Annotated in this window: 17 protein-coding genes; 6 read left to right on the plus strand and 11 right to left on the minus strand. The window is 71.1% G+C overall.

Annotation, left to right across the window (positions count from 1 at the left end; genetic code table 11):
* Positions 1-44: 44 nt before the first annotated feature.
* Entirely contained in the window at positions 45-341 is a 297-nt protein-coding gene (gene groES / locus ACFSOX_RS13795) for a co-chaperone GroES (RefSeq protein ID WP_111357443.1), read from the minus strand.
* Between the two features lie 506 nt (positions 342-847).
* On the opposite strand from groES, the gene ACFSOX_RS13800 reads away from it, so the two are divergent.
* Both ACFSOX_RS13800 and ACFSOX_RS13805 read left to right on the plus strand, forming a co-directional pair.
* On the plus strand, positions 848-1396 hold the full coding sequence (locus ACFSOX_RS13800) for a hypothetical protein (protein ID WP_378478390.1): 549 nt from the start codon (positions 848-850) through the stop codon (positions 1394-1396).
* Positions 1397-1426: 30 nt separating this feature from the next.
* Positions 1427-1861 (plus strand): GNAT family N-acetyltransferase, encoded by a 435-nt coding sequence (locus ACFSOX_RS13805; RefSeq protein WP_378478391.1) that lies wholly within the window; start codon positions 1427-1429, stop codon positions 1859-1861.
* Between the two features lie 314 nt (positions 1862-2175).
* Here the strand turns inward: ACFSOX_RS13805 and ACFSOX_RS13810 are convergent, their stop codons facing one another.
* Positions 2176-3060: a tripartite tricarboxylate transporter substrate binding protein gene (locus ACFSOX_RS13810; protein ID WP_378478392.1), complete on the minus strand. Its 885-nt coding sequence runs from the start codon at positions 3058-3060 to the stop codon at positions 2176-2178.
* Between the two features lie 375 nt (positions 3061-3435).
* The gene (locus ACFSOX_RS13815) at positions 3436-4194 is read right to left on the minus strand and encodes a chemotaxis protein (protein ID WP_378478393.1); all 759 of its coding nucleotides are present in this window, start codon (positions 4192-4194) and stop codon (positions 3436-3438) included.
* Positions 4195-4572: 378 nt separating this feature from the next.
* Here ACFSOX_RS13815 and ACFSOX_RS13820 point away from each other — a divergent pair, with 378 nt between their 5' ends.
* Positions 4573-5316 carry a L,D-transpeptidase gene (locus tag ACFSOX_RS13820; protein WP_378478394.1) on the plus strand — a complete coding sequence of 248 codons (744 nt, stop codon included), beginning with the start codon at positions 4573-4575 and terminating at the stop codon, positions 5314-5316.
* Between the two features lie 335 nt (positions 5317-5651).
* The gene (locus tag ACFSOX_RS13825; protein WP_378478395.1) at positions 5652-7970 is read left to right on the plus strand and encodes a tetratricopeptide repeat protein; all 2319 of its coding nucleotides are present in this window, start codon (positions 5652-5654) and stop codon (positions 7968-7970) included.
* 31 nt (positions 7971-8001) lie between these two features.
* Here the strand turns inward: ACFSOX_RS13825 and ACFSOX_RS13830 are convergent, their stop codons facing one another.
* The 3 genes from ACFSOX_RS13830 to ACFSOX_RS13840 form a co-directional block, all read right to left on the minus strand.
* Positions 8002-8898, minus strand: a complete 897-nt coding sequence (locus ACFSOX_RS13830) for a DUF2076 domain-containing protein (RefSeq protein WP_378478396.1) — start codon at positions 8896-8898, stop codon at positions 8002-8004.
* A 234-nt stretch (positions 8899-9132) separates the two neighbouring features.
* Positions 9133-9972 carry a ChbG/HpnK family deacetylase gene (locus tag ACFSOX_RS13835; protein ID WP_378478397.1) on the minus strand — a complete coding sequence of 280 codons (840 nt, stop codon included), beginning with the start codon at positions 9970-9972 and terminating at the stop codon, positions 9133-9135.
* A complete protein-coding gene (locus tag ACFSOX_RS13840) occupies positions 9969-11087 on the minus strand; it encodes a glycosyltransferase family 2 protein (RefSeq protein WP_378478398.1) in 1119 nt (372 codons plus the stop codon). Before ACFSOX_RS13840 ends, ACFSOX_RS13835 begins: the two co-directional genes overlap by 4 nt.
* A 184-nt stretch (positions 11088-11271) precedes the next feature.
* On the opposite strand from ACFSOX_RS13840, the gene ACFSOX_RS13845 reads away from it, so the two are divergent.
* Positions 11272-11865 (plus strand): GtrA family protein, encoded by a 594-nt coding sequence (locus ACFSOX_RS13845; RefSeq protein WP_378478399.1) that lies wholly within the window; start codon positions 11272-11274, stop codon positions 11863-11865.
* A 159-nt stretch (positions 11866-12024) separates the two neighbouring features.
* On the opposite strand, the gene ACFSOX_RS13850 is transcribed toward ACFSOX_RS13845, so the two are convergent.
* The 4 genes from ACFSOX_RS13850 to ACFSOX_RS13865 form a co-directional block, all read right to left on the minus strand.
* The gene (locus tag ACFSOX_RS13850) at positions 12025-12252 is read right to left on the minus strand and encodes a type II toxin-antitoxin system RelE/ParE family toxin (RefSeq protein WP_378478400.1); all 228 of its coding nucleotides are present in this window, start codon (positions 12250-12252) and stop codon (positions 12025-12027) included.
* Between the two features lie 3 nt (positions 12253-12255).
* Positions 12256-12540 carry a CopG family ribbon-helix-helix protein gene (locus ACFSOX_RS13855; protein ID WP_378478401.1) on the minus strand — a complete coding sequence of 95 codons (285 nt, stop codon included), beginning with the start codon at positions 12538-12540 and terminating at the stop codon, positions 12256-12258.
* A gap of 118 nt (positions 12541-12658) precedes the next feature.
* Positions 12659-13627 (minus strand): ATP phosphoribosyltransferase, encoded by a 969-nt coding sequence (gene hisG, locus ACFSOX_RS13860; protein ID WP_378478402.1) that lies wholly within the window; start codon positions 13625-13627, stop codon positions 12659-12661.
* Positions 13624-14799, minus strand: coding sequence for an ATP phosphoribosyltransferase regulatory subunit (locus tag ACFSOX_RS13865; protein ID WP_378478403.1), 1176 nt, complete (start codon positions 14797-14799; stop codon positions 13624-13626). The genes hisG and ACFSOX_RS13865 overlap by 4 nt, the downstream gene beginning before the upstream one ends.
* Positions 14800-15277: 478 nt before the next feature.
* On the opposite strand from ACFSOX_RS13865, the gene ACFSOX_RS13870 reads away from it, so the two are divergent.
* Entirely contained in the window at positions 15278-16093 is an 816-nt protein-coding gene (locus ACFSOX_RS13870; protein WP_378478404.1) for an enoyl-CoA hydratase, read from the plus strand.
* A 77-nt stretch (positions 16094-16170) separates the two neighbouring features.
* Here the strand turns inward: ACFSOX_RS13870 and ACFSOX_RS13875 are convergent, their stop codons facing one another.
* A complete protein-coding gene (locus ACFSOX_RS13875) occupies positions 16171-19338 on the minus strand; it encodes an efflux RND transporter permease subunit (protein WP_378478405.1) in 3168 nt (1055 codons plus the stop codon).
* Positions 19339-19448: the final 110 nt, after the last annotated feature.

The raw sequence follows: 19448 nt of genomic DNA on the forward strand, positions 1-19448 counted from the left end.
CGCGCGGCCGGCGGGAAGGCGTCGTGATCAGCCGATCACGGTGATCAGCCGATCACGCCCATGATGTCGGACTCCTTCATGATCAGGAGATCCTCGCCGTCGAGCTTCACCTCGGTGCCCGACCACTTGCCGAACAGGACGCGGTCGCCGACCTTGAGGTCGAGCGGGACCAGCTTGCCGGCCTCGTCGCGGCCGCCCGGGCCGACGGCGATGATCTCGCCCTGGCTCGGCTTCTCCTTGGCGGTGTCCGGGATGATGATGCCGCCGGCGGTCTTCTCTTCGGCCTCGATGCGCTTCACGACGACGCGATCGTGCAGCGGGCGGAACGTGGTCTTCGCCATGGACTGTCTATCCTCGTCGCCACCTTGGGGTGGCTGGGGTTTCGTTGAGAAACTCGGGATTGTCGACTGGCACTCCGGTATCGAGAGTGCCAGCGCCGGCCCGGAGATAGGGAGGGGGCTTCCGCCTGTCAAGGCGCCGTCCGGAACGAAACCGGTTCCAGGGCGTTGCGGCTGCCGGCGCGGTTAATGCGATCGGGCTGGACCGGCTGGCCCAGCGGCCGGACGGCCCCCACGCCGGTGTCTTAGCGGGCGCACGACCGTCCGACAACCCGCGGCAAGGCGCGCGCCCCGCGGGCCCGCCGATCGAGACCGGTCAACCTGCCCGGTGAACGTCGGGTCGTGGCGCCACGTCATCGAAACGCCCATCTCCCGCCGTCATGGTGGGAGCCTTCGTCCGCCTGCCCGACGCGCGCGGGTGCGCCGGTATGCCGGCGACGGACCTTTGAATCACACTTGCGTGAAACCCTGCCGCCGATCAGAGTGGGGCATCGATGTCGGAGATCGTCATGCTGGGTTCGTTCCGGGGCGCCGCGCGCGTATTGACGGCTGCCGCCGCGCTGACGTCGCTCGCGGGCTGCGCGAGCACGCTGCCGTCGTTCTCGGGCGGCGGGTCGGCGCCGGAACCGGGCCCTGCCCCGATGGCGGCGGCGCCGCCGTCCAGCATCCGGCCGGACGAGATCGTCGGGCGCTGGGGCATGGCCGCCTATCACCGCCCGGAGGATCGCGCCCGCACCGAGGCGGCAGCCCGCGGCCAGTGCAAGCTGCCCTTCGTCATCAACCGCTCCTCGACCGGCGTGTCGATGCTCGGCCACGACAGCCCGCAGGTGCAGGACATGCTGCTCAAGGCGGGACCGGACGGAAAGACCTATGTCGGCCCGAGCCCGGCCGCCCCCGACGCCGACGACCGCGAGGTGGTGTCGTTCGACGGCCGCGTGCTGATCATGAAATGGGTCGATCCGGAGGTCGCCGGCCGCTACGGCACCATGATCCTGGTCCGCTGCGGCGCCGAGGGCACCACGGCCCGCGCCCCCCGCCCCGCTCCCGCCGCCCGCTGACCCGCCACCCTTGATGACCACGAGGCCCGCATGAATGCCGGGCATCCCAAGCTCCTCTGGCTGCCGCTCGCTCCGTTCGAGCGCGACGGGCTGAAGACCGCGCTCAAGGGCGCCGGCCTGCCGCACGACGACGTCGCGGCGCCGGGACGGTACTTCTGGCGTTTCGAGGAGAACGACGTCCCGGTCGGCTTCGGCGGCATCGAGGTTCACGGCGACGACGGGCTCCTGCGCATCGTCACTTTGCCGGTGCTGCGCCATCGCGGCCTCGGCGGCGCCATCGCCGAGGCGCTGGAGGGCGAGACCGTGGCGCTCGGCTGCCGCGCCCTGTGGGTGGCGGCCGGCGGCGAGGCCGCCTTCTTCGCCGAGCGCGGCTACGTGCCCGTGCTGCCCGCCGCCGTTCCGGCCGCGATCGCTGAGCGGCTCCCGCCCGGCGCCGACACGCCGATGATGAAGCGGGTGGGGTAAGAGTTACGGTGCGATCAGGGGTGTTTCGGCTCCGCGTCGCATCATGACCTCCATCGGGCTCGGCTCCCCCCCTCCCCATCCCTCCCCCACAAGGGGGGAGGGAGCACATTGGGGCTAACTCCAAGCTTCCAGTCGAGCCGTCGAGCGAGAGCGGGTCCGCTGGCTCTGCGTTCGCGCCTCCAGCATTCCCTCCCCCCCTTGTGGGGGAGGGACAGGGAGGGGGGTAGCCACGCACGATCACGCCAGTGATCAGAGCGACCCGCGCAGCCACCACCAGCCGACGTGATCACGTCGGCTCCGTTGGTCCGCCGAAATCACTCCGTCTTGGCGCCGAGGCCGGCGAGCTTGACGATCCTGGCCCACTTCTCGATGTCGGCGCGCAGATAGGCGTCGAATACCTTCGGGTCCATGTCCATCGGCACGGCGCCCTGGCGGCTCCACGCCTCGCGGATCTCGGGCTTGGCGATCACGGCCCGGATCGCGCCGTTGAGCTGATCGACGATCGTTGCGGGCGTGCCGGCCGGCGCCATCACGCCGAGCCAGATCGTCGCCTCGTAGCCCGGCACGCCGGCCTCGGCGACGGTCGGCACGTTCGGCATCAGGGCCGAGCGCGTCGTGCCCGTGGTGGCGAGCGCGCGCACCTGGCCGGCCTCGGCGTTGCTGCGCATCGTCGTGATGGCGTCGAACATCATCTGGACGTGGCCGCCCATCACGGCGTTGCGGGCCTCGCCCGACGCCTTGTGCGGCACATGCACGATGTCGGTGCCGCTCATCGCTTTGAAAAGCTCGCCGGCCATGTGATACGGCGTGCCCGGTCCCGAGGAGGCGTAGTTCAGGCCGCCGGGCTTCTGCGTGGCGAGCGCGACGAACTCGGAGAGCGTCTTGGCCGGCACGGCGTTGTTCACCACCATCAAGAGATCGGACGAGTTGATCGGCGCCACCGCGACGAAGTCGCGCATCAGCTCGAACGGCTTGTTCGGAATCAGCGACTCGTTGGTCGTGTGGGTGTTCGACATGACGAGCAGCGTGTAGCCGTCGGCCGGCGACTTCGCGACCATGTCGGTGCCGATGATGGCGCCGGCGCCGGGCCGGTTCTCCACCACGAAGGACTGCCTGGTCGTCTCGGAGAGATGCTGCGCCAGAACCCGGGCGAACACGTCGGCCGGACCGCCGGCGCCGAACGGCACGATCATGCGCACCGGCCGCGCCGGATAATCCTGCGCCGCGGCGGAACCGTTCGGAACGATTGCTGCAAATGCGAGAAGGGCGACGCCGAACGACAGAACACGAGACGACGAGACTCGAGACGAGACGACTCGAGACGACAAGACGCGAGACGACAAGACGCGAGACAGAAAGGCGAGCGCACGCCGGCGAGCGTTCATGGACATCCTCCCGTGTGATGGATCGTTATGAAGCCGATCCTTTCATCCACGGGTAGCACGAACGCGACCGCCCGGCGAGCACGACGGCTCGCAAGAGAGGACGGAAGATCACGGGAGATCGCTGGGATCGCAGGCGACGCGGCGCTCCGACGGGCGCCCGCCGCGCCGAGCAGGCTCGGTCGAACCGACTCAGTCGAACAGGGCGTCGATGTCGTTCTGGGAGACGTGGCCCGCGTCGCCCTCGAGCTTGGGGCCGTTGAGGAGCTTCTCCTCCTCGGACACTTCGGGGGCCGCCACCTCGGGCACGTATTCGCCGAAGGACTCGATACCGCCCCAGATCTCTTCCATGCGGCGGATGTGCTCCTCGATGAACTTGAGGGCCGCCACCACCTTGCTGATCCGCTGGCCGGTGAGATCCTGGAAGTTGCAGGACTCGAAGATGCGGATCACGCAGTCCTGGATCTCGCGCGCGGTCGCCTTGTGGGTCTCGTCGGTGAGCGCGCCGGCGAGTGTGTCGGCGCGGCTGTCGATGTCCTCGACGGCGCTCAGGATCGCCTCGGTGGCCCGCTCGGTGTCGTCGACGACGGCGTCGAGCTCGTTCGCCACCCGCGACATCTCGTGACCGTTGAAGCCGGTGACGTGGATGGTGGCGAGCTCGCGCTTGGTCTCGACGATCGCATTGCTGATCACGTCGAGCTCGGCCTTGAGCTTGTGGAACTCGTTGAACTGCGCCTGGAACTTCTCCAGCGTCTGCTGCGCCTCGGCGGCGCGGCCCTCGATCAGGGCGCGCACGCCGCGAATCTCGGTGATCACCTCGAGATGGCGCAACGCGGCGTCAGCGTCGTTCGCCGAGGCGGGCATGACGGCGTCGTCAGACCCGACGAGACCCAATGCGATCTCCTCGACGGGGCGGACCTGCTCGATGCGGAAGAGCTTGCGCGGTTGCATGGAGGCTTCGGTAATTCGAGGCGTACTTTACCGTTCTAGCGGAGCATTCTTTAACGACCGGTTCACGCGCAGCGCACCGGGTTTTCTCGGGCGCTGGACGGCGTGTGCGTGTCTGTCGGAGGTCGGCCGACCAAGCCGCCGCGCCACCCTTTACGATGCATTCACCATGAATTTTTCGAATAGACGCTTCGTTAACCACGACAATCCGCTGTTTACGGTTCCGACACCATAGTCGTTCGAATTCGATCGACCATACCGTTACAGTAAATCCAGGCCGGCTCGTTTTTACGACTTGGTGTCCATTTCGGACTTTTACTCGAAATGCACCACGTCTTGGTGTCCGAACCGTTCATCGTGTAACGAGTGCAGAGCCCCGTCATGTCCCGCGTTCTCCTTTGCGCCCTGGCCGCGACCGCGCTGTCGGGTCCGCCGGCCCTCGCCCAGACCTATGTGTCGGGCCCCCACACCGTCTCCGGACGCGTCTACATGGTGCCGCAGACCGCCGTGCAGGCGCCGGTGCGGCGCGGTGGGCTCGGCGGCGGCTTCATCGAGGCGATCTTCGGCGGCGGCGAGTCGTCCGAGCTGCGCGGCCGCGGCGTCCAGGCACAGGATCCGACCCAGTACGGCGGCGGCCGCTATGCCGGCATCGACCCGAGCGAGTTCAGCCGCACCGCGGTCGATCCGCGTTTCCGCCCGCAGGTGGTCGCCTATGACGGTGGCGAGGCCCCGGGCACCATCGTGGTCGACACCCGCAACTTCTATCTCTACCTGGTCGAGGGCCCCGGCCGGGCGCGGCGCTACGGCGTCGGCGTCGGCCGCCCGGGCTTCACCTGGGCGGGCGCCCACACCATCACGGGCAAGAAGGAATGGCCGGATTGGCGGCCGCCCGAGGAGATGCTGCGCCGGCAGCCCGGCCTGCCGACCTTCATGGCCGGCGGCCCGGAAAATCCGCTCGGCGCCCGCGCCCTCTATCTCGGCGACACGCTCTATCGCATCCACGGCTCCAACGAGCCCTGGACGATCGGCACCCAGGTGTCGTCCGGCTGCATCCGCATGCGCAACGAGGACGTCATGGACCTCTACGAGCGGGTGAAGATCGGCACCAAGGTCGTCGTGCTCTGAAGGCTGTATCGTGCGACCGGCGGCCGGCCGGCCGCCGTCACGTGACGTCACGTGACGTCACGTGACGTGACGACTCTTGCGTGCCGTCCGCCGGACGGCACCCACCCCGGAGGGACCGCCCGCACCGTCACGAACATCCGTCCACCCCTGTTGATTTACTGGCGCGGGGCGCGTCCGATTCGACATTGCGCGAATCGGGCGCGTTCCTGCGTCCGGCGGGGCACGGCAGCGACATACGCAGGCCGAAGTCATGGCCATACCGTCGCGCCCGAACCGAGGCGGCGGTTGTGTCGCAGGGGGCGACGACGTCGTCGAAGCCACCGGGGGAGGGGATCGTGGGGCAGGCTGTCCACCCGAAGTACCGTGCGTTCCTGGTGCATGCGCCGGCCGACGAGGCATGGGGCAAGGCGATCGAAGGCGGCCTTTCGGACCTGCGGGTGCCGTGGGCGCTGGTCGGCCGCGACACGCCGCACGGGCCGGTGCCGAAGACGATCGGCCCGCTCGTGCGCTTTTTCGCTCCGCTGCCCGCCGCCCCGGCCACACCGGCCGCTGCGCCGGCCGAGCCCGACGGGAATACGACCACCGCGGCGAAACCGGATGAGAAGACGGCCGCGCCGCCCGCCACCGAGCCTCCAGAGGCCGCGCCCCCGGCGGCCGCCAGCGCCGCCGCTGCCGAGCCGGCCGTGCCGACGTTGCCGGACGACATGGTCGCGGCCCTGATCGACGCGCGCTTCCTCGTCGTGCTGTGCTCGCCGGCGGCCGCCGCCGACCCGGCCGTGAACGAGGCGGTGCGACGCTTCAAGGGCCTCGGGCGCGGCGACCGCATCATCGCCGTGCTCGTCGGCGGCGTCCTGGAGACCGACATCCGCGACCTCGCCCCACCCGCGCTGCGGCGACGCATCCGGGTCGACGGCACGGTCGGCGACGAGGACGAGAGCGCGATCGCGCCGCTGGTCGTCGACGCCCGAATCGGCGCGGCGCCGCGCGCCGAGGTGATCGCCCGGCTCGCCGCGGCGCTGCTCTCGCTGTCCTTCGAGGAGTTTCGCGGGCCGGCCGAGCGGGCGATGCGCGGCCGCCGGCGGCGGCGCCGCTGGCTCGTCACCGCCGCCGTGCTGGCGCTCGTCGTCGGCGCCGGCGTGGCGGCGTGGAAGCTCGTGCTGCCGAACGATCCGGCGCTGTTCGACGCGACGCTCGCGACCGGCACGGCCGCGAGCGTGCGGATGATCGACATGGCCGACCGCCTCGGCGTCCCGCCGCGCGTCGTGGCGTCCTTCGCCGAGTCGGCCGAGAGGGTTCTGGGCGACCTCGCCGCCAAAGGCGACGAGCCGCGTGAAAAACTGCGCCGGGCCGTGATGCTGCTCGCCTTCGAGCAGCGGCTCGCGGCGCTCGGCGTCGCCGATCCGGCGCGCCGCCGCACCGCGTCCGCCGAGGCGCTGCTCGACGGCCTCGTCTTCCCGGCCGGCATGGACGCGCCGGTGCAGCGCGAGATCGTCGCCGCCTCGCTCGACGCGGCGCGGCTGCGCCTTGCCGCGGGCGACGCCGATCGCGCCCTGACGAACGCACGGGCGGGCTTCGCCGCCGCCGAGCGGCTCGCCGCCACCGATCCGGCGAGCGCCGAGCGGCAGCGCGATCTCTCGCGCGCCGCGACCGCACTCGGGGATGCGCTGCTCGCCAAGGGGCTCGCAGACGACGCGCTGAAGAGCTTCCGGGCCGCCCATGCGATCCGCGAGACGCTGCTGGCGCTCGATCCGACCAGCCCGGCGGCACGCCGGGATCTGTCGCTCGCCTACGAGCGCATCGCCGACGTGCTGGTCGTGCGCGGCGCCCCCGACGAGGCGCTGAAGGGGTTCCGCACGGCGTTGTCGCTGCGGCTCGCCGCCGTCGATCCCGGTGCCGGGCCGGATTGGCAGCAGAGCCTCGCGGTCCTCTACAACAAGATCGGCGACATCCAACTCGCCCAAGGCGCGGCCGAGGACGCGCTCGGGACTTATCGGGCCGGCCTCGCGCTGCAGCTCGCGGTCGCCGACCGAGCCGACGCGGCGGCGCGCCGCGGCCTGTCGGTCTCCTACGAGCGCATCGGCGACGTGCTCAAGAGCCAGCGCGCCTATGACGACGCGCTCGCCGCCTATCGGGCGAGCCTGGTGCTGCGCGAAGCACTCGCCGGAGATGACCCGCGCGGCGCGCGCTGGCCGCGTGATCTGCCGGTGTCGCAAGAGCGCATCGGCGACGTGCTGCTGGCGAAGGGGATGGCGGACCCGGCGCTCGCCGCCTACCGCACGGCGCTGGCGGTGCGCGAGCGGCTCGCCGCCGCCCAGCCCGGGCTCGCGATGCGCCGCGAGGTCGCGGTGACGCAGAGCAAGATCGGCGACGCACTGGCTGCCGCCGGGAAGTCGTCGGAGGCGGTGGCGAGCTGGCGCGCGGCGCTCGCCGGCACCGAGGCGATCGTCGCGGCCGAGCCGGGCCATGCGACGGCGCGGTGGGAGCTCGCCGTGCTGCAATGGCGGCTCGCCAGCGCCGGCGACCAGCCGGCCGAGCGCTACCGCGCCGTGGTGTCGATCCTACGCGAGCTCGACGCCCAGCGGAAGCTGTCGGCCGATCAGGCCACGTGGCTCCCGCTCGCCGAGCGGGAGCTCGCGAAGGCGCAGCGTCGGTGACGGCCGGCCGGCGCGGCCGTCGTCGGGATCGTCAGGCGAAGTCGGAGTCGTCGCCGCCGAAATCGCCCGAATCGACGTCGTAGCCGTCGTCGGCGTCGTCCCAGCCGCTCGGATCCTCGAAGGCGCCGGCCTGCCGGATGGCGCCCCCGTCGCCGGCGCCGCGGCCACCGATGTCGCCGAGGCCGGCCTCCCGTGAGAGATCGCCGCCGCCACCGCCGCCCCAGGGCGTGCCGCCGCCGCTGCCGGTGTCGAGCGCCGCCTGGCTGCCCCCCGGCGCGCCGCCGCCGGCCGCGTGGCCCATGCTGCGCAGGCTGTCCATCAGCAGCGAACCGCCGATCACCCCGACCGCGGCCGCCGCCGCGGTGCCGAGGAACGACCCGCCGCGCCCGCCGAAGGCGCCGGCCTGGGGCGGCGCGCCGTAACCCTGATTGCCGAAGGCCGGGTTGCCAAGAGCCGGGTTGCCGAGAGCCGAGTTGCCGAGAGCCGGGTTGCCGAAGCCCGGCCCGCCGAACTGACCTTGGCCGAAGCCGCCCGGCGCGCCACCCATCGGCGCGCCACCCGGGCCGGCGCCCCAGCGCGGATCGCCGCCGGGCTCGCCCTGGCGGACCGACGGCACCGAGCCGCGGCCCGGGCCCGGCTGGGGCTGGCCGCTGCCGAACATGGCGCTGCGCAGATTGTCGAGGAAGCCGCCCTGCTGCTGCGGCGGGGGCGGGGCGAGCGCCGCCTCCAGCTCGTCGATGCGGGCCTGGGCCTGGCGCAGCGCCTCGTCCTGGAGGAGCGTCGTCTGCACGAGCGCATAGAGCGCGTTCGGCGCGCGGGCGAGGCCCTCGCGGATGGCGCGCTCGGCGTCGGGGTCGCGCGGCTCCTTCTCGAGGGTGGCGAGACGCTCGAACAGGTCGGCGACGAGCTTGTGTTCCTGCGGAGTCATCGGGGTCTCCTGATGGGCCGTCCCGGCCGGGCCGGCGATCGGGCGGGCGGCTGCGGTCGACCGACCGCGCGGCGCGCGCCCCCTATATGGGGGGCACTCACGACGGCGGAATGGTGGTGGGGGAGGGGCCGTGGCAGCCTGCCGCACCCCCCTGCCCCGGGCTCCGGCCGTATCCGCCGAACTCGCGGGTGGATTCGGGTTCGCGGCCTTGCCGCGCCCCGGCATGACAGCGGTTCAGGAGAGGGTGAATCCGGCCGCCGCCAGCACCTTCGGAAAAGCGTCGCCGCCCAGATAGGCGAACTCGGCCTCGCGCAGGCCGGTGAGCGGGTCGAGGCGCTTCAGCTCGCCGTCGACCGTGCCGGGGTGGCACATCACCACGCTGCCGTCCGGCAGATCCTTCAGGAAGGCCGGGAACAGGGCGGCGTAGTCGACCTCGGGCTTGAACGTGTAGGTGCCGGCGAAGGCCGGGTTGGTCGTCACGCCGCGCTCCGCCGCGAGGCGGCGGAAGGCGCCGCTCATCCGGTCGAGCAGCAGGCTCTTGGGATCGCCGAGCCGCTTGAGCGTCGCCGTCACCTGGCCGCACTGGCGCACCCAGGCGCCCGGGGCGGTCCGCGGCACGACGTCGAGCAGCGCCTCCCGGATTCCGGGCAGCAGATGAACGTGCTGATGGCCGTCGACATAATCGGGCGGCCGGCCGAAGGCGCGCACGAAGGCCTCGAGCTGCGCCGTGATCTCGCGGGCGACGGCGTCGCGATCGAACGGCGTCACGAAGGAGGCGGCGAGCAGCTTGCCGACCGGCAGGAAGCTGCCGTCGCGCGCCAGCGGCGCGTAGCCGAAGGTCAGCGGCCTGAACGGCGCCGTCAGCGTCAGATGCAGGCCGATCTGGGCGCGGCCCTCCGCCACCGCCGCGAGCCGCTTCGCCTCGGCCTGGGAGAAGGTCGGCGGCAGCACCATCACGCTCGTCGCGTTGAGGCGGCCGCGGCCGATCAGGTCGAGAATCGCGTCGTCGATGCCGGGCGCGAGGCCGAAGTCGTCGGCACACAGGATCAGGCGGCGCGGCGGAAGAGCGGTCACGCGCGGCGCTCCGAATCGGCGGCCGTGCTGGTCGTCGAGCTGGTCGTCGTGCTGATCGTCGGCGGGGCGGTCCGGGCCGCCGCGGCGGCGTCGGACGTGGCCCGCGTCAGGCTGTGCTCGGCGACGAAATACACGGGGCGCCCCTTGGTCTCGGACAGAATCTTGGCGATGTACTCGCCCATCACGCCGATCATGATCAGCTGCACGCCGCCGATCACCATCAGGCCGACCACCAGCGACGGATAGCCGGGCACGTCGGTGCCGAACACCAGCACCTCGGTGAGGATGTAGACGCCGAACAGCAGCGCGGTCGCGGCGAGCAGCAGGCCGAGCAGGCTGGCGATGCGCAGCGGCGCCACCGAGAAGGCCGTGAGCCCCTCGATCGACAGGCCGAGCAGCGCGCCGAAGTTCCAGCTCGACGTGCCGTGCTCGCGCGCGGCCGGCTCGTAATCGATGCGCAGCTGGCGGAATCCGATCCAACTCGCCAGCCCCTTGAAGAAGCGGTTGCGCTCGGGCAGCTGGCGCAACGCCGACGCGGCGCGCGGCGACAACAGACGGAAATCGCCGGCATCCTCGGGGATCTTGTGGCGCGAGCCCCAGTTGATCAGCGTGTAGAAGGCGCGTCCGAACGAGCGGCGCAGGAACGACTCCGCCTTGCGGTGCGCCTTGGCCGTGTAGATCACGTCGTAGCCGTCGTCGATCCAGTGGCCGGCGAGGCGCTCGACCATGGCGGGCGGATGCTGACCGTCCGAATCCATGAACAGCACGGCGCCGAGGCGGGCATGCTCGAGCCCGGCGAGCAGCGCCGCCTCCTTGCCGAAGTTGCGCGACAGCGCGATCACCTGCACGTCGAGCCCGTCGGCCGGCAGCGTCGACGCGATCGCCAGCGAGCGGTCGCGGCTGCCGTCGTCGACATAGACGACCTCGCAGGCGAGCCCCCAGCGCGCCTTCAGGGCGCGGGCGACGCCGACGATGCGGGCGTGAAGGGCGGCGAGCCCGCCGGCCTCGTTGTAGACCGGCATGACGATCGACAGGCCGGCGGCCGCACGCTCGGCCGCCGAAGCGCGGTTGCGGCCGCCCGCATCCTGCCGCAATGCCGGCTCACCGGGGGTCATCGGCCCGTCATGGTGCATGGGATGGTGTCGGGGCTGGGTTCGGGTTGCGGTTTCGAAGTTGCGGTTCGGGGTTGCGGTTTCGGGGTTGCGTCGCCGCGCCTTATAGACGATGCGACCGATGCTGTCGCGCCACCGTCGTCGATCGAGCCTGCCGGCATGGTAAGGCGCATGGTGAGGCGAAGGCATGGCGTCGGCGAAGCGCGACGGGCGGATGGGCGGAGAGACGATGGAGCCGAGCCGGATCGAAGCCTTGTTTCCGCGTGCCGCCCCGGCGGTGCGGCGGCGCGCCGGCGTGCTCCGCAAGGCGGCGAGCTTCGCCGTGGTCGGCGTCGTCAACACCGTGGTCGACGCCAGCGTCTTCTTCGTCGCGCTCATGGGGCTGCAATCGGCGGCCGCCAGCGTGCGGGCGTTCGAGACGGCGGCCGGCGTGTGCGGCTGCGGCGACGCCGACGACCTGATGCTGATCGCCGCCAACCTGATGGGCTGGGTGGTCGGGGTCACCGGCTCGTATGTGCTCAACTCGACCTTCACGTTCGCCGAGGAGTCCGGGCGCACGCTGCGGCTGCGCGACTACGGCGCCTTCGCGGCGTCGGGCGTGCTCGGCGCGATCGCCAACACGGCGACGCTGGTGCTGGTCGCGCAGGTGATGCCGGTGTGGTTCGCCAAGGCCTGCGCCATCCTGGTGAGCTTCGTCGTGAACTTCACGATGTCGCATTTCGTGGTGTTCCGAAAGCGACGCGACGGCGTGCCCGGCGAGACCGGACCGGGGACGGTGTGAGGCCGGTCCGAGGATTATTGCTTCATCGCGGGCGAGCACCGACGACCCGCCCGCATGTCCTTTGGCCATGACGGTGAGGCGTGGCCGCAGGGCGGGTCAATACCCGGCTTCCCGGCCGTGGCGCACAGCCAGGATAACGGCTTGCCCGCCGTCGTAACGTTACAGCACGACATATCCGCTGTTGCCGAACGGGACGAACCGTTCGCGGAACTCGGGTGGCATGAAGGCGACGGGTCGACCGATTTCAGGATGAGCACGGAGTGCTCTCACGCCCTCGCGAATCGCTCGCACGGCATGTCGCGCGGCCTCACGGTTCTTCGGCGCGAGGAACGCGTGAAGACGCTCGACGTCTCGCAGTGCCGCCGGTGTCCAGACGAGCGGAATCATCGGTCATGAGTGGGGGAGCGGCGGCTCCGTATCCTCGCCGGCTTCCAATCGCGCGAGCCACAGGTCGGCTTCGTCAGCGGTGACGTGCTGGCCGGTCGCTCGATATTCGGTCCAGGCGGCGAGGGCATCGAGGCGCAGCCGGTGGCGCCGTTCCTCTCGGTCGACATACTGCTCGATCGCTTCGCGCACGAGAGCATCGGCCGACTGCCGCCGCGCTTCCGCGAGATGCAGCAAGCGCGCCTCGGTCTCTTTGTCCAAAGTCAGGCTGGCGGCCGGCGGTGTCGACATCGGCGTCTCTCGGAGCCCCGCTCGACCATAGCGTGCGTCAAAAGGCAGTCCCAGGGCTGACGGGCCGAGTGGCTGGAACGCTCGGCAGCGCAAGGCCGCGTTGTCGCGGCGCCCCGCCCTACAGCGCCGCCTCGAGGCGGTCGAACAGCGGGTTCTCGCAGGCGAAGACGTAGTCGAGCGGGCCGACCACCACGCTCGCCGCGCCGTGCGCGCGCAGGAAGGTGGCCAGCGCGTGGACCTGGTCGGGCGGGCAGTGGAGGGTGAGCATGCCGGACGAGGTCGGGCCCCCGAACGGCGCCTCGACGCCGTATTTCTCCCGCGCCTCGCTCAGCAGGGTCTCGTCGCAGGCGGGGAAGCGGGTGCGCATCTCGCGGAAGCTCGCGGCCCGATCCGTCGCGGCGATGCGGTCGAGCATCACGCGCGCGATCTCGCGCGCCGCCGGCGTCCAGTCGGCCCGCCGCGCCGCGACCAGGTTCGCCTGCGAGCGCAGCATGATCCCGTCCTCGACGATCTTCAGGGCGTTGGCGGCGAGCGTCGTGCCCGTGGTGGTGATGTCGACGATCAGCTCGGCCGTGCCGGCGGCGGGGGCGCCTTCGGTCGCGCCGGCGCTCTCGACGATGCGGTAGTCGATGATGCCGTGCTGGGCGAAGAAGGCGCGGGTCAGGTTCACGTATTTGGTCGCGACCCGCATGCGGCGGTCGTTCTCCAGCCGGAACGCGGTCGCGACGTCGTCGAGATCGGCCATGCTGCGCACGTCGATCCAGGCCTGCGGCACGGCGACCACCACGGTCGCGTGGCCGAAGCCGAGCCCGTGCAGCAGCACGACCTTGTCGTCGGCGTGCGGGATCGATTCGCGGATCAGATCCTCGCCCGTGATGCCGAAATGCACGGCGCCCTGGCTGAGCTGCTGGGCGATCTCGGAGGCCGAGAGGAACGCCACCTCGATCTCGGGCAGGCCGGCGACCGTGCCGCGATACTCGCGGGCGCCGCGCGGCTTGACGAGCTTGAGCCCGGCGCGGGCGAAGTAGGTCTCGGCATTCTCCTGCAGCCGGCCCTTGGCCGGCACGGCGATGACGAAGGCGCTCATCGCGCAGCTCCCGAACCTGATGCCCAAGGCGCCGCGCCGAGCGCGAAAAGCCGCTCGATCCACGCCGAGAAGCCGACCGCCGGGATCGGATCGGCATGGCCCAGCCGGGCGAAGAGGCCGTCGTAGCGCCCCCCCGCGACGAGCTGGCCGTCGATGCGCCCGGTCGGGTCGTGCAGCTCGAAGACGACGCCCGTATAGTAGTCGAGGCCGCGGCCGAACGAGGTGGCGAAGCGGATGCGCGCCGTGTCGATGCCCTTGTTCGCGAGCCGCGCGTTGCGCGCCTCGAAGGTGTCGAGCGCCGCGGCGAGGTCGAGCTTCGCGTCGGCGGCGAAGCCGCGCAGCGCCGCGGCCGCGGCGGCGGGGTCGCCCGCGACGGCGAAGAACCGCGCGATGAGCTGCGAGGTCTCGGCCGGCAGCGCCGCGCCGGCGCCGAGCTCGGCCTGCTCCAGGAAGCGCGCCGCGATCTCGGCGACCGAGCGGCCGCCGACCGTGGTGATGCCGGCGATCGACAGGAGATCGGCGACGAGCGCGCGCGCCGCCTTCGGATCGGCATTGGAGAGCGCGGCGAGCACGCCCTGGTACTCGGGCGAGCCGTTTTGGCCGGTGACCGCGAGGCGATGCAGATCCTCGGCCAGCACGGTCTTGCGGTTGAAGTCCTTGGCGAGCCGCCGGCGCCACACCGGTGCGAGGTCGAGCGCCTCGATCAGCGCGGCGAACAGGCCGACGTCGCCCATGCGGATGTCGGGCGCCGCGACGCCGTAGAGCGCGGTCGCCTCGAGCGCCAGCGCCAGCGCCTCGGCATCGGCGGCGGTCTTGTCGGCCCCGCCGAAGGATTCGATGCCGGCCTGCCAGAATTCGCCCGACGCCCCGGGGCGCTGGCGGAACACCGGCCCGAGATAGCTGAAGCGCGCCGGCCGGCCGGCCTGCGGCGAGGCGAGATAGTCGAGCGCCACCGGAATCGTGAGGTCGGGGCGCAGGCACAGGTCGTCGCCGCCGGCGTCCGGGATCAGGTACATGCGGCGGCGAATGTCCTCGCCGGACAGCGCCAGGAACGGCTCGGCCGGCTGCAGGACGGCCGGCTCGACGCGAGCGTAGCCGGCGCGTTCGTAGGACGAGACGAGCGCGTCGGCACGGGCATCCTTGCCGACGGCGGTAACGGAAACGGCGGACATGAGCTCCCCGGCACCTCTGAACGCGCCGCCTGTAGCACGTCTCTTCCGCCCTTTCGACGTCTTCGGTCGCGAGCCGGACAGCCGCGGCGGTGCGGGGCCGCCCGGCCGGCCTAAACCCGGGTTGGACCTCGCCCGCTCACGCCGTGGTTGCCTTCTCCGTCCAGGGTCGCGAAACGCGACATAGGTACGGTTACCAAGTATTCGTCGGGCGGATACGCGAGAGGCGCTGAATTGCCGACCCGGTTATGCGCTGCAGCATCTCTTTTGTGCTTTGCGACGCCTCGCGGAACCCTCACGATCACACGATCTTAAGCGAATCGTGATTGCCTGAGAGGGTCTGGTGCGTTACCCCTGCTGCAACGCAGCACGTTCGGGCTATATCCTTCCTATCCGCCCCTCGCGCGGCTGCAGAACCCCCGCGACGCGCTTCGACCCGGCGCCCGAGCACCCCCGGCTCGGTCCAAAAAGGATGTGAACCATGACCTACGAGACCCTGATCGTCGAAACCGTGGGGCGCGTGGGCGTCATCCGGCTGAACCGGCCGAAGGCGCTGAACGCGCTGAACTCGACCCTGGCGGAAGAACTGAGGGCGGCGTTCGCGGCATTCGACAAGGACGAGAACATCGGCTGCGTCGTCATCACCGGGTCCGAACGCGCCTTCGCGGCCGGCGCCGACATCAAGGAGATGGCGCCGCGTTCCTTCATCGACAATTTCAGCTCGAACTACATGGCAAACTGGGACAGCCCGGCGCGCTCGCGCAAGCCGACCATCGCGGCCGTCGCCGGCTTCGCGCTCGGCGGCGGGTGCGAGCTCGCCATGCAGTGCGACCTCGTGATCGCGGCCGACAACGCGAAATTCGGCCAGCCCGAGATCACGCTCGGCATCGTGCCGGGGCTGGGCGGCACCCAGCGCCTGACGCGCGCCGTCGGCAAGGCCAAGGCGATGGACCTGGTGCTCACCGGCCGCATGATGGACGCCGAGGAGGCCGAGCGTTGCGGCCTGGTCTCGCGGGTCGTGCCGCTCGCCGACCTGATGACGGTGGCCATGCAGGCGGCCGAGACGATCGCCGCGATGTCGCTGCCGACCGCGATGACGGCCAAGGAGCTGGTCCAGCGCGCCCACGAGCTGCCGCTCGCCGAAGGCCTGCGCTTCGAGCGCCGCGCCTTCCATGCCCTGTTCGGCACCGACGGCCAGCGCGAGGGCATGGCGGCGTTCCTGGAGAAGCGCAAGCCGCACTTCAACCAGCCGCACCACAAGCCGCCGCGCGACAACATCACCGAGGCGGCGGAGTAACGGGACGCACGAGGCACGGCGAGACGAGGCGCGGCCGACGCGACGCGGGCCGGCCTCGTCTTGCGTCGCGTGCGCGGCTACTCGGCCGGCGCCGGCCGGGCCGTGTCGTCCGGACGGATGGTGGCACCCGGGCGGCCGCTGCGGTCCGCGTCGCGGATCGCATCACGGCCCGCCTGCCCCCTGCCCCACCAGCGCCGGTGCAGCCGGTCGAGCAGCAGATAGATCACCGGCGTCGTGTACAGGGTCAGAACCTGCGACACGACCAGCCCGCCCATGATGGTGATGCCGAGCGGGCGGCGCAGCTCCGAGCCGGGGCCGGTGGCGAGCACCAGCGGCAGCGCCCCGAGCAGCGCCGCGAACGTGGTCATCAGGATCGGCCGGAACCGCACCACGCAGGCCTCGTGCACGGCCTGCGCCGGGGTGAGCCCACGCGAGCGTTCGGCCTCCAGCGCGAAGTCGACCAGCATGATGCCGTTCTTCTTGACGATGCCGATCAAGAGGATGATCCCGATGAAGGCGATCACGGTCAGCTCGGCCTTGAACATGTTGAGCGCCAGAAGCGCGCCGAGCCCGGCCGAGGGCAGCGTCGAGATGATGGTCAGCGGGTGGGCGAGGCTCTCGTAGAGCACGCCGAGCACGATGTAGACGGCGAGCAGCGCGGCGAGCAGCAGGATCGGCTGGGCGCCGGCGCTCTGGGCGAAATTCTTGGCGTCGCCGGCGAAGTCGGCGCGGATCGAGTCCGGCAGGTGCATCTCGTCGACGGCCTTGCGGATCTCGGCCGTCGCGGTGGCGAGCGGCATGTCGCCGGTCAGGTTGTAGGTGATGGTGACGGCCGGGAACGGCCCCTGATGGTTGATGACGAGCGGCGCCAGCCCACGCTCGAAGCGCGCCACCGCCGAGAGCGGCACCTGGGTTCCCTTGCTGGCCTGCACGTAGACGCGGTCGAGGTCCGACGGGTCGCGCTGCCAGCGCGGATCGATCTCCAGCACCACCCGGTACTGGTTGCGCTGGGTGAAGATGGTCGAGACCTGACGCTGGGAGAAGGCGTTGTTGAGCGCGTCGCTGATCTCCTGCACGTCGACGCCGAGACGCGCCGCGGCGACGCGGTCGATCACCACGTCGGCCTGCAGGCCGCCCTGCTCGCGGTCGGTCGACACGTCGATGACGCCCGGCACCTTGCCGATGCGCTCCTGCACCTTCGGCACCCAGGCCTGCAGCTCGTCGAAGTTCGGGCTCCACAGCGTGAACTGATACTGCGAGCGGCTGGAACGGCCGCCGACCCGCACGTCGGAGGCCGGGAACATGAACACCCGCACGCCAGGGATGCCCATCAGCCGCCCGCGCAGGCGGTCGACGACGCGCTGCGCCGTCACGCCGCGCTCGGCGAGCGGCTTCAGGCTGATGAACAGGCGGCCGTTGTTGACCGAGCCGCTCCAGCCGGAGCCGCCGACCGAGGAGCCGACGCCGGACACGGCAGGGTCGGACAGCACGAGCTCGGTCGCCCGCTGCTGGAGCTGCAGCATCTCCTGATAGGAGACGTCGGTCGCCGCGACCACGCCGCCGAAGATCAGGTTGGTGTCGTCCTGCGGGATGAATCCCTTCGGCGTGACGACGTAGAGATAGACGGTGAGGCCGATGGTGAGGAGGAGCGACAGCACCGCCATGAAGCGATGGCGCAGCACCACGTCGAGGCTCTTGGCATAGGCCCGCACCAGCGCGCCGAGGACGCCGTCGACGATGCGGTCGAACCGCCCGGCGTGGCCGGGCGCGCGCTTGACGAAATGCGCGCAGATCATCGGCGTGACCGACAGCGACACGATGGTCGAGACCACGATGGCCGCGGCGAGCGTCATCGAGAACTCGCGCAGGAACCGCCCGACGATGCCGCCCATGAACAGGATCGGGATGAAGGCGGCGATCAACGACAGGCTGATCGAGATCACCGTGAACCCGATCTGGCGGGCGCCCTCGCGCGCCGCCTGCAAGGGCGAGAGCCCCTTCTCCAGGTTGCGGAAGGCGTTCTCGATCATCACGATGGCGTCGTCGACGACGAAGCCGACCGAGACGATCAGGGCCATCAGCGAGAGATTGTTGATCGAGTAGCCGAGCGCCCACATCACGGCGCAGGTGCCGGCGAGCGACAGCGGCACCGTGATGCCGGCCGCGACGGTCGCGGCGCCCTGGCGCAGGAACACGTAGACGACCAGCATCACCAGCACGATGGTCGCCGCGAGCGTGAACTTCATGTGCTGCACGCTCGCCCGGATCGTCTCGGTGCGGTCGGTCAGGACCGAGATCTCGAGATCGGCGGGAATCCAGCGCTGGAGCTCGGGGATCAGCGCCCGGATGCGGTCTACCATCGTGATCACGTTGGCGTCGGCCTGCTTGGTGATGATCAGCAGCACCGAGGGATCGCGGTTGAACCAGGCGGCCGAGCGGCTGTTGCGGGTGCTCTCGTCCACGGTGGCGATCGCGCCGAGCCGCACCACGGCGCCGTCCTTCGAGCGGACCACGATGTTCTCGTAGTCGCGCACGGCGCGGAGCTGACCGTTGGTGCCGATCGTCTCGCCGAGCCGCTCGCCGTCGAAGGTGCCGAGCGGGCCGGTCGCGTTGGCGTCGACGATCGCCTTGCGCACGTCCTCGAGCGCCAGCCCCATGGCGGCGATCGCGCCGGGATCGACCCGCACCCGGATCGCCGGCTGCTCGGCACCCGAGACCGAGACCTCGGCGACACCGTCGACCTGGGCGATGCGCTGGGCGATCACCGTGTCGGCGACGTCGTAGACGGCGCTCGGCCGCATCGTCCTGGAGGTCAGCGCCAAGATGAGGGCGGGCGCCGCCGCCGGGTTCATCTTGCGGAAGGTCGGCCGCGCCGGCAGGTCGCCGGGCAGATCGGAGAGGGCGGCGTTGATGGCTGCCTGGACGTCGCGCGCCGCGCCGTCGACGTTCCGCGACAGGTCGAACTGGGCGACGATCGAGGTCGAGCCGAGCGACGAGGTCGAGGTCAGCTCGGTGACGCCGGGAATCTCGCCGATGCGCCGCTCGAGCGGCGCCGCGACGGTCGCCGCCATGATCATCGGGTCGGCGCCGGGCCGGCTCGCCGACACCCGGATGGTCGGCAGATCGACGGCCGGCAGGCTCGCCACCGGCAGGTTGTCGTAGGCGACGAGGCCGATCAGAAACAGCCCGACGGCGAGCAGCGTCGTCGCGATCGGCCGAGCGATGAAAGGGCCGGAGAAGTTCATGGCGGCGCCCTCTTACCCTCTCCCTGAGGGAGAGGGTCGGGCGTCCGCGCAGCGGACGACCGGGGTGAGGGTTTACGGAGCCGATGGAGGTCTCGGCACCCCCTCACCCG

The sequence above is a fragment of the Rhodoplanes azumiensis genome (assembly GCF_042682915.1).
In the GTDB taxonomy this organism is placed as follows: domain Bacteria; phylum Pseudomonadota; class Alphaproteobacteria; order Rhizobiales; family Xanthobacteraceae; genus Rhodoplanes; species Rhodoplanes azumiensis.

Bases quoted from the DNA above. Each gene is read 5' to 3' on its own strand.
- ACFSOX_RS13830 (WP_378478396.1), bottom strand. From the start codon at position 8,898: ATGACTCCGCAGGAACACAAGCTCGTCGCCGACCTGTTCGAGCGTCTC.
- ACFSOX_RS13820 (WP_378478394.1), top strand. From the start codon at position 4,573: ATGTCCCGCGTTCTCCTTTGCGCCCTGGCCGCGACCGCGCTGTCGGGT.
- ACFSOX_RS13850 (WP_378478400.1), bottom strand. From the start codon at position 12,252: ATGATTCCGCTCGTCTGGACACCGGCGGCACTGCGAGACGTCGAGCGT.
- ACFSOX_RS13875 (WP_378478405.1), bottom strand. From the start codon at position 19,338: ATGAACTTCTCCGGCCCTTTCATCGCTCGGCCGATCGCGACGACGCTG.
- ACFSOX_RS13870 (WP_378478404.1), top strand. From the start codon at position 15,278: ATGACCTACGAGACCCTGATCGTCGAAACCGTGGGGCGCGTGGGCGTC.
- ACFSOX_RS13815 (WP_378478393.1), bottom strand. From the start codon at position 4,194: ATGCAACCGCGCAAGCTCTTCCGCATCGAGCAGGTCCGCCCCGTCGAG.
- ACFSOX_RS13805 (WP_378478391.1), top strand. From the start codon at position 1,427: ATGAATGCCGGGCATCCCAAGCTCCTCTGGCTGCCGCTCGCTCCGTTC.
- hisG (WP_378478402.1), bottom strand. From the start codon at position 13,627: ATGAGCGCCTTCGTCATCGCCGTGCCGGCCAAGGGCCGGCTGCAGGAG.
- ACFSOX_RS13865 (WP_378478403.1), bottom strand. From the start codon at position 14,799: ATGTCCGCCGTTTCCGTTACCGCCGTCGGCAAGGATGCCCGTGCCGAC.
- groES (WP_111357443.1), bottom strand. From the start codon at position 341: ATGGCGAAGACCACGTTCCGCCCGCTGCACGATCGCGTCGTCGTGAAG.
- ACFSOX_RS13840 (WP_378478398.1), bottom strand. From the start codon at position 11,087: ATGACCCCCGGTGAGCCGGCATTGCGGCAGGATGCGGGCGGCCGCAAC.
- ACFSOX_RS13845 (WP_378478399.1), top strand. From the start codon at position 11,272: ATGGCGTCGGCGAAGCGCGACGGGCGGATGGGCGGAGAGACGATGGAG.
- ACFSOX_RS13855 (WP_378478401.1), bottom strand. From the start codon at position 12,540: ATGTCGACACCGCCGGCCGCCAGCCTGACTTTGGACAAAGAGACCGAG.
- ACFSOX_RS13800 (WP_378478390.1), top strand. From the start codon at position 848: ATGCTGGGTTCGTTCCGGGGCGCCGCGCGCGTATTGACGGCTGCCGCC.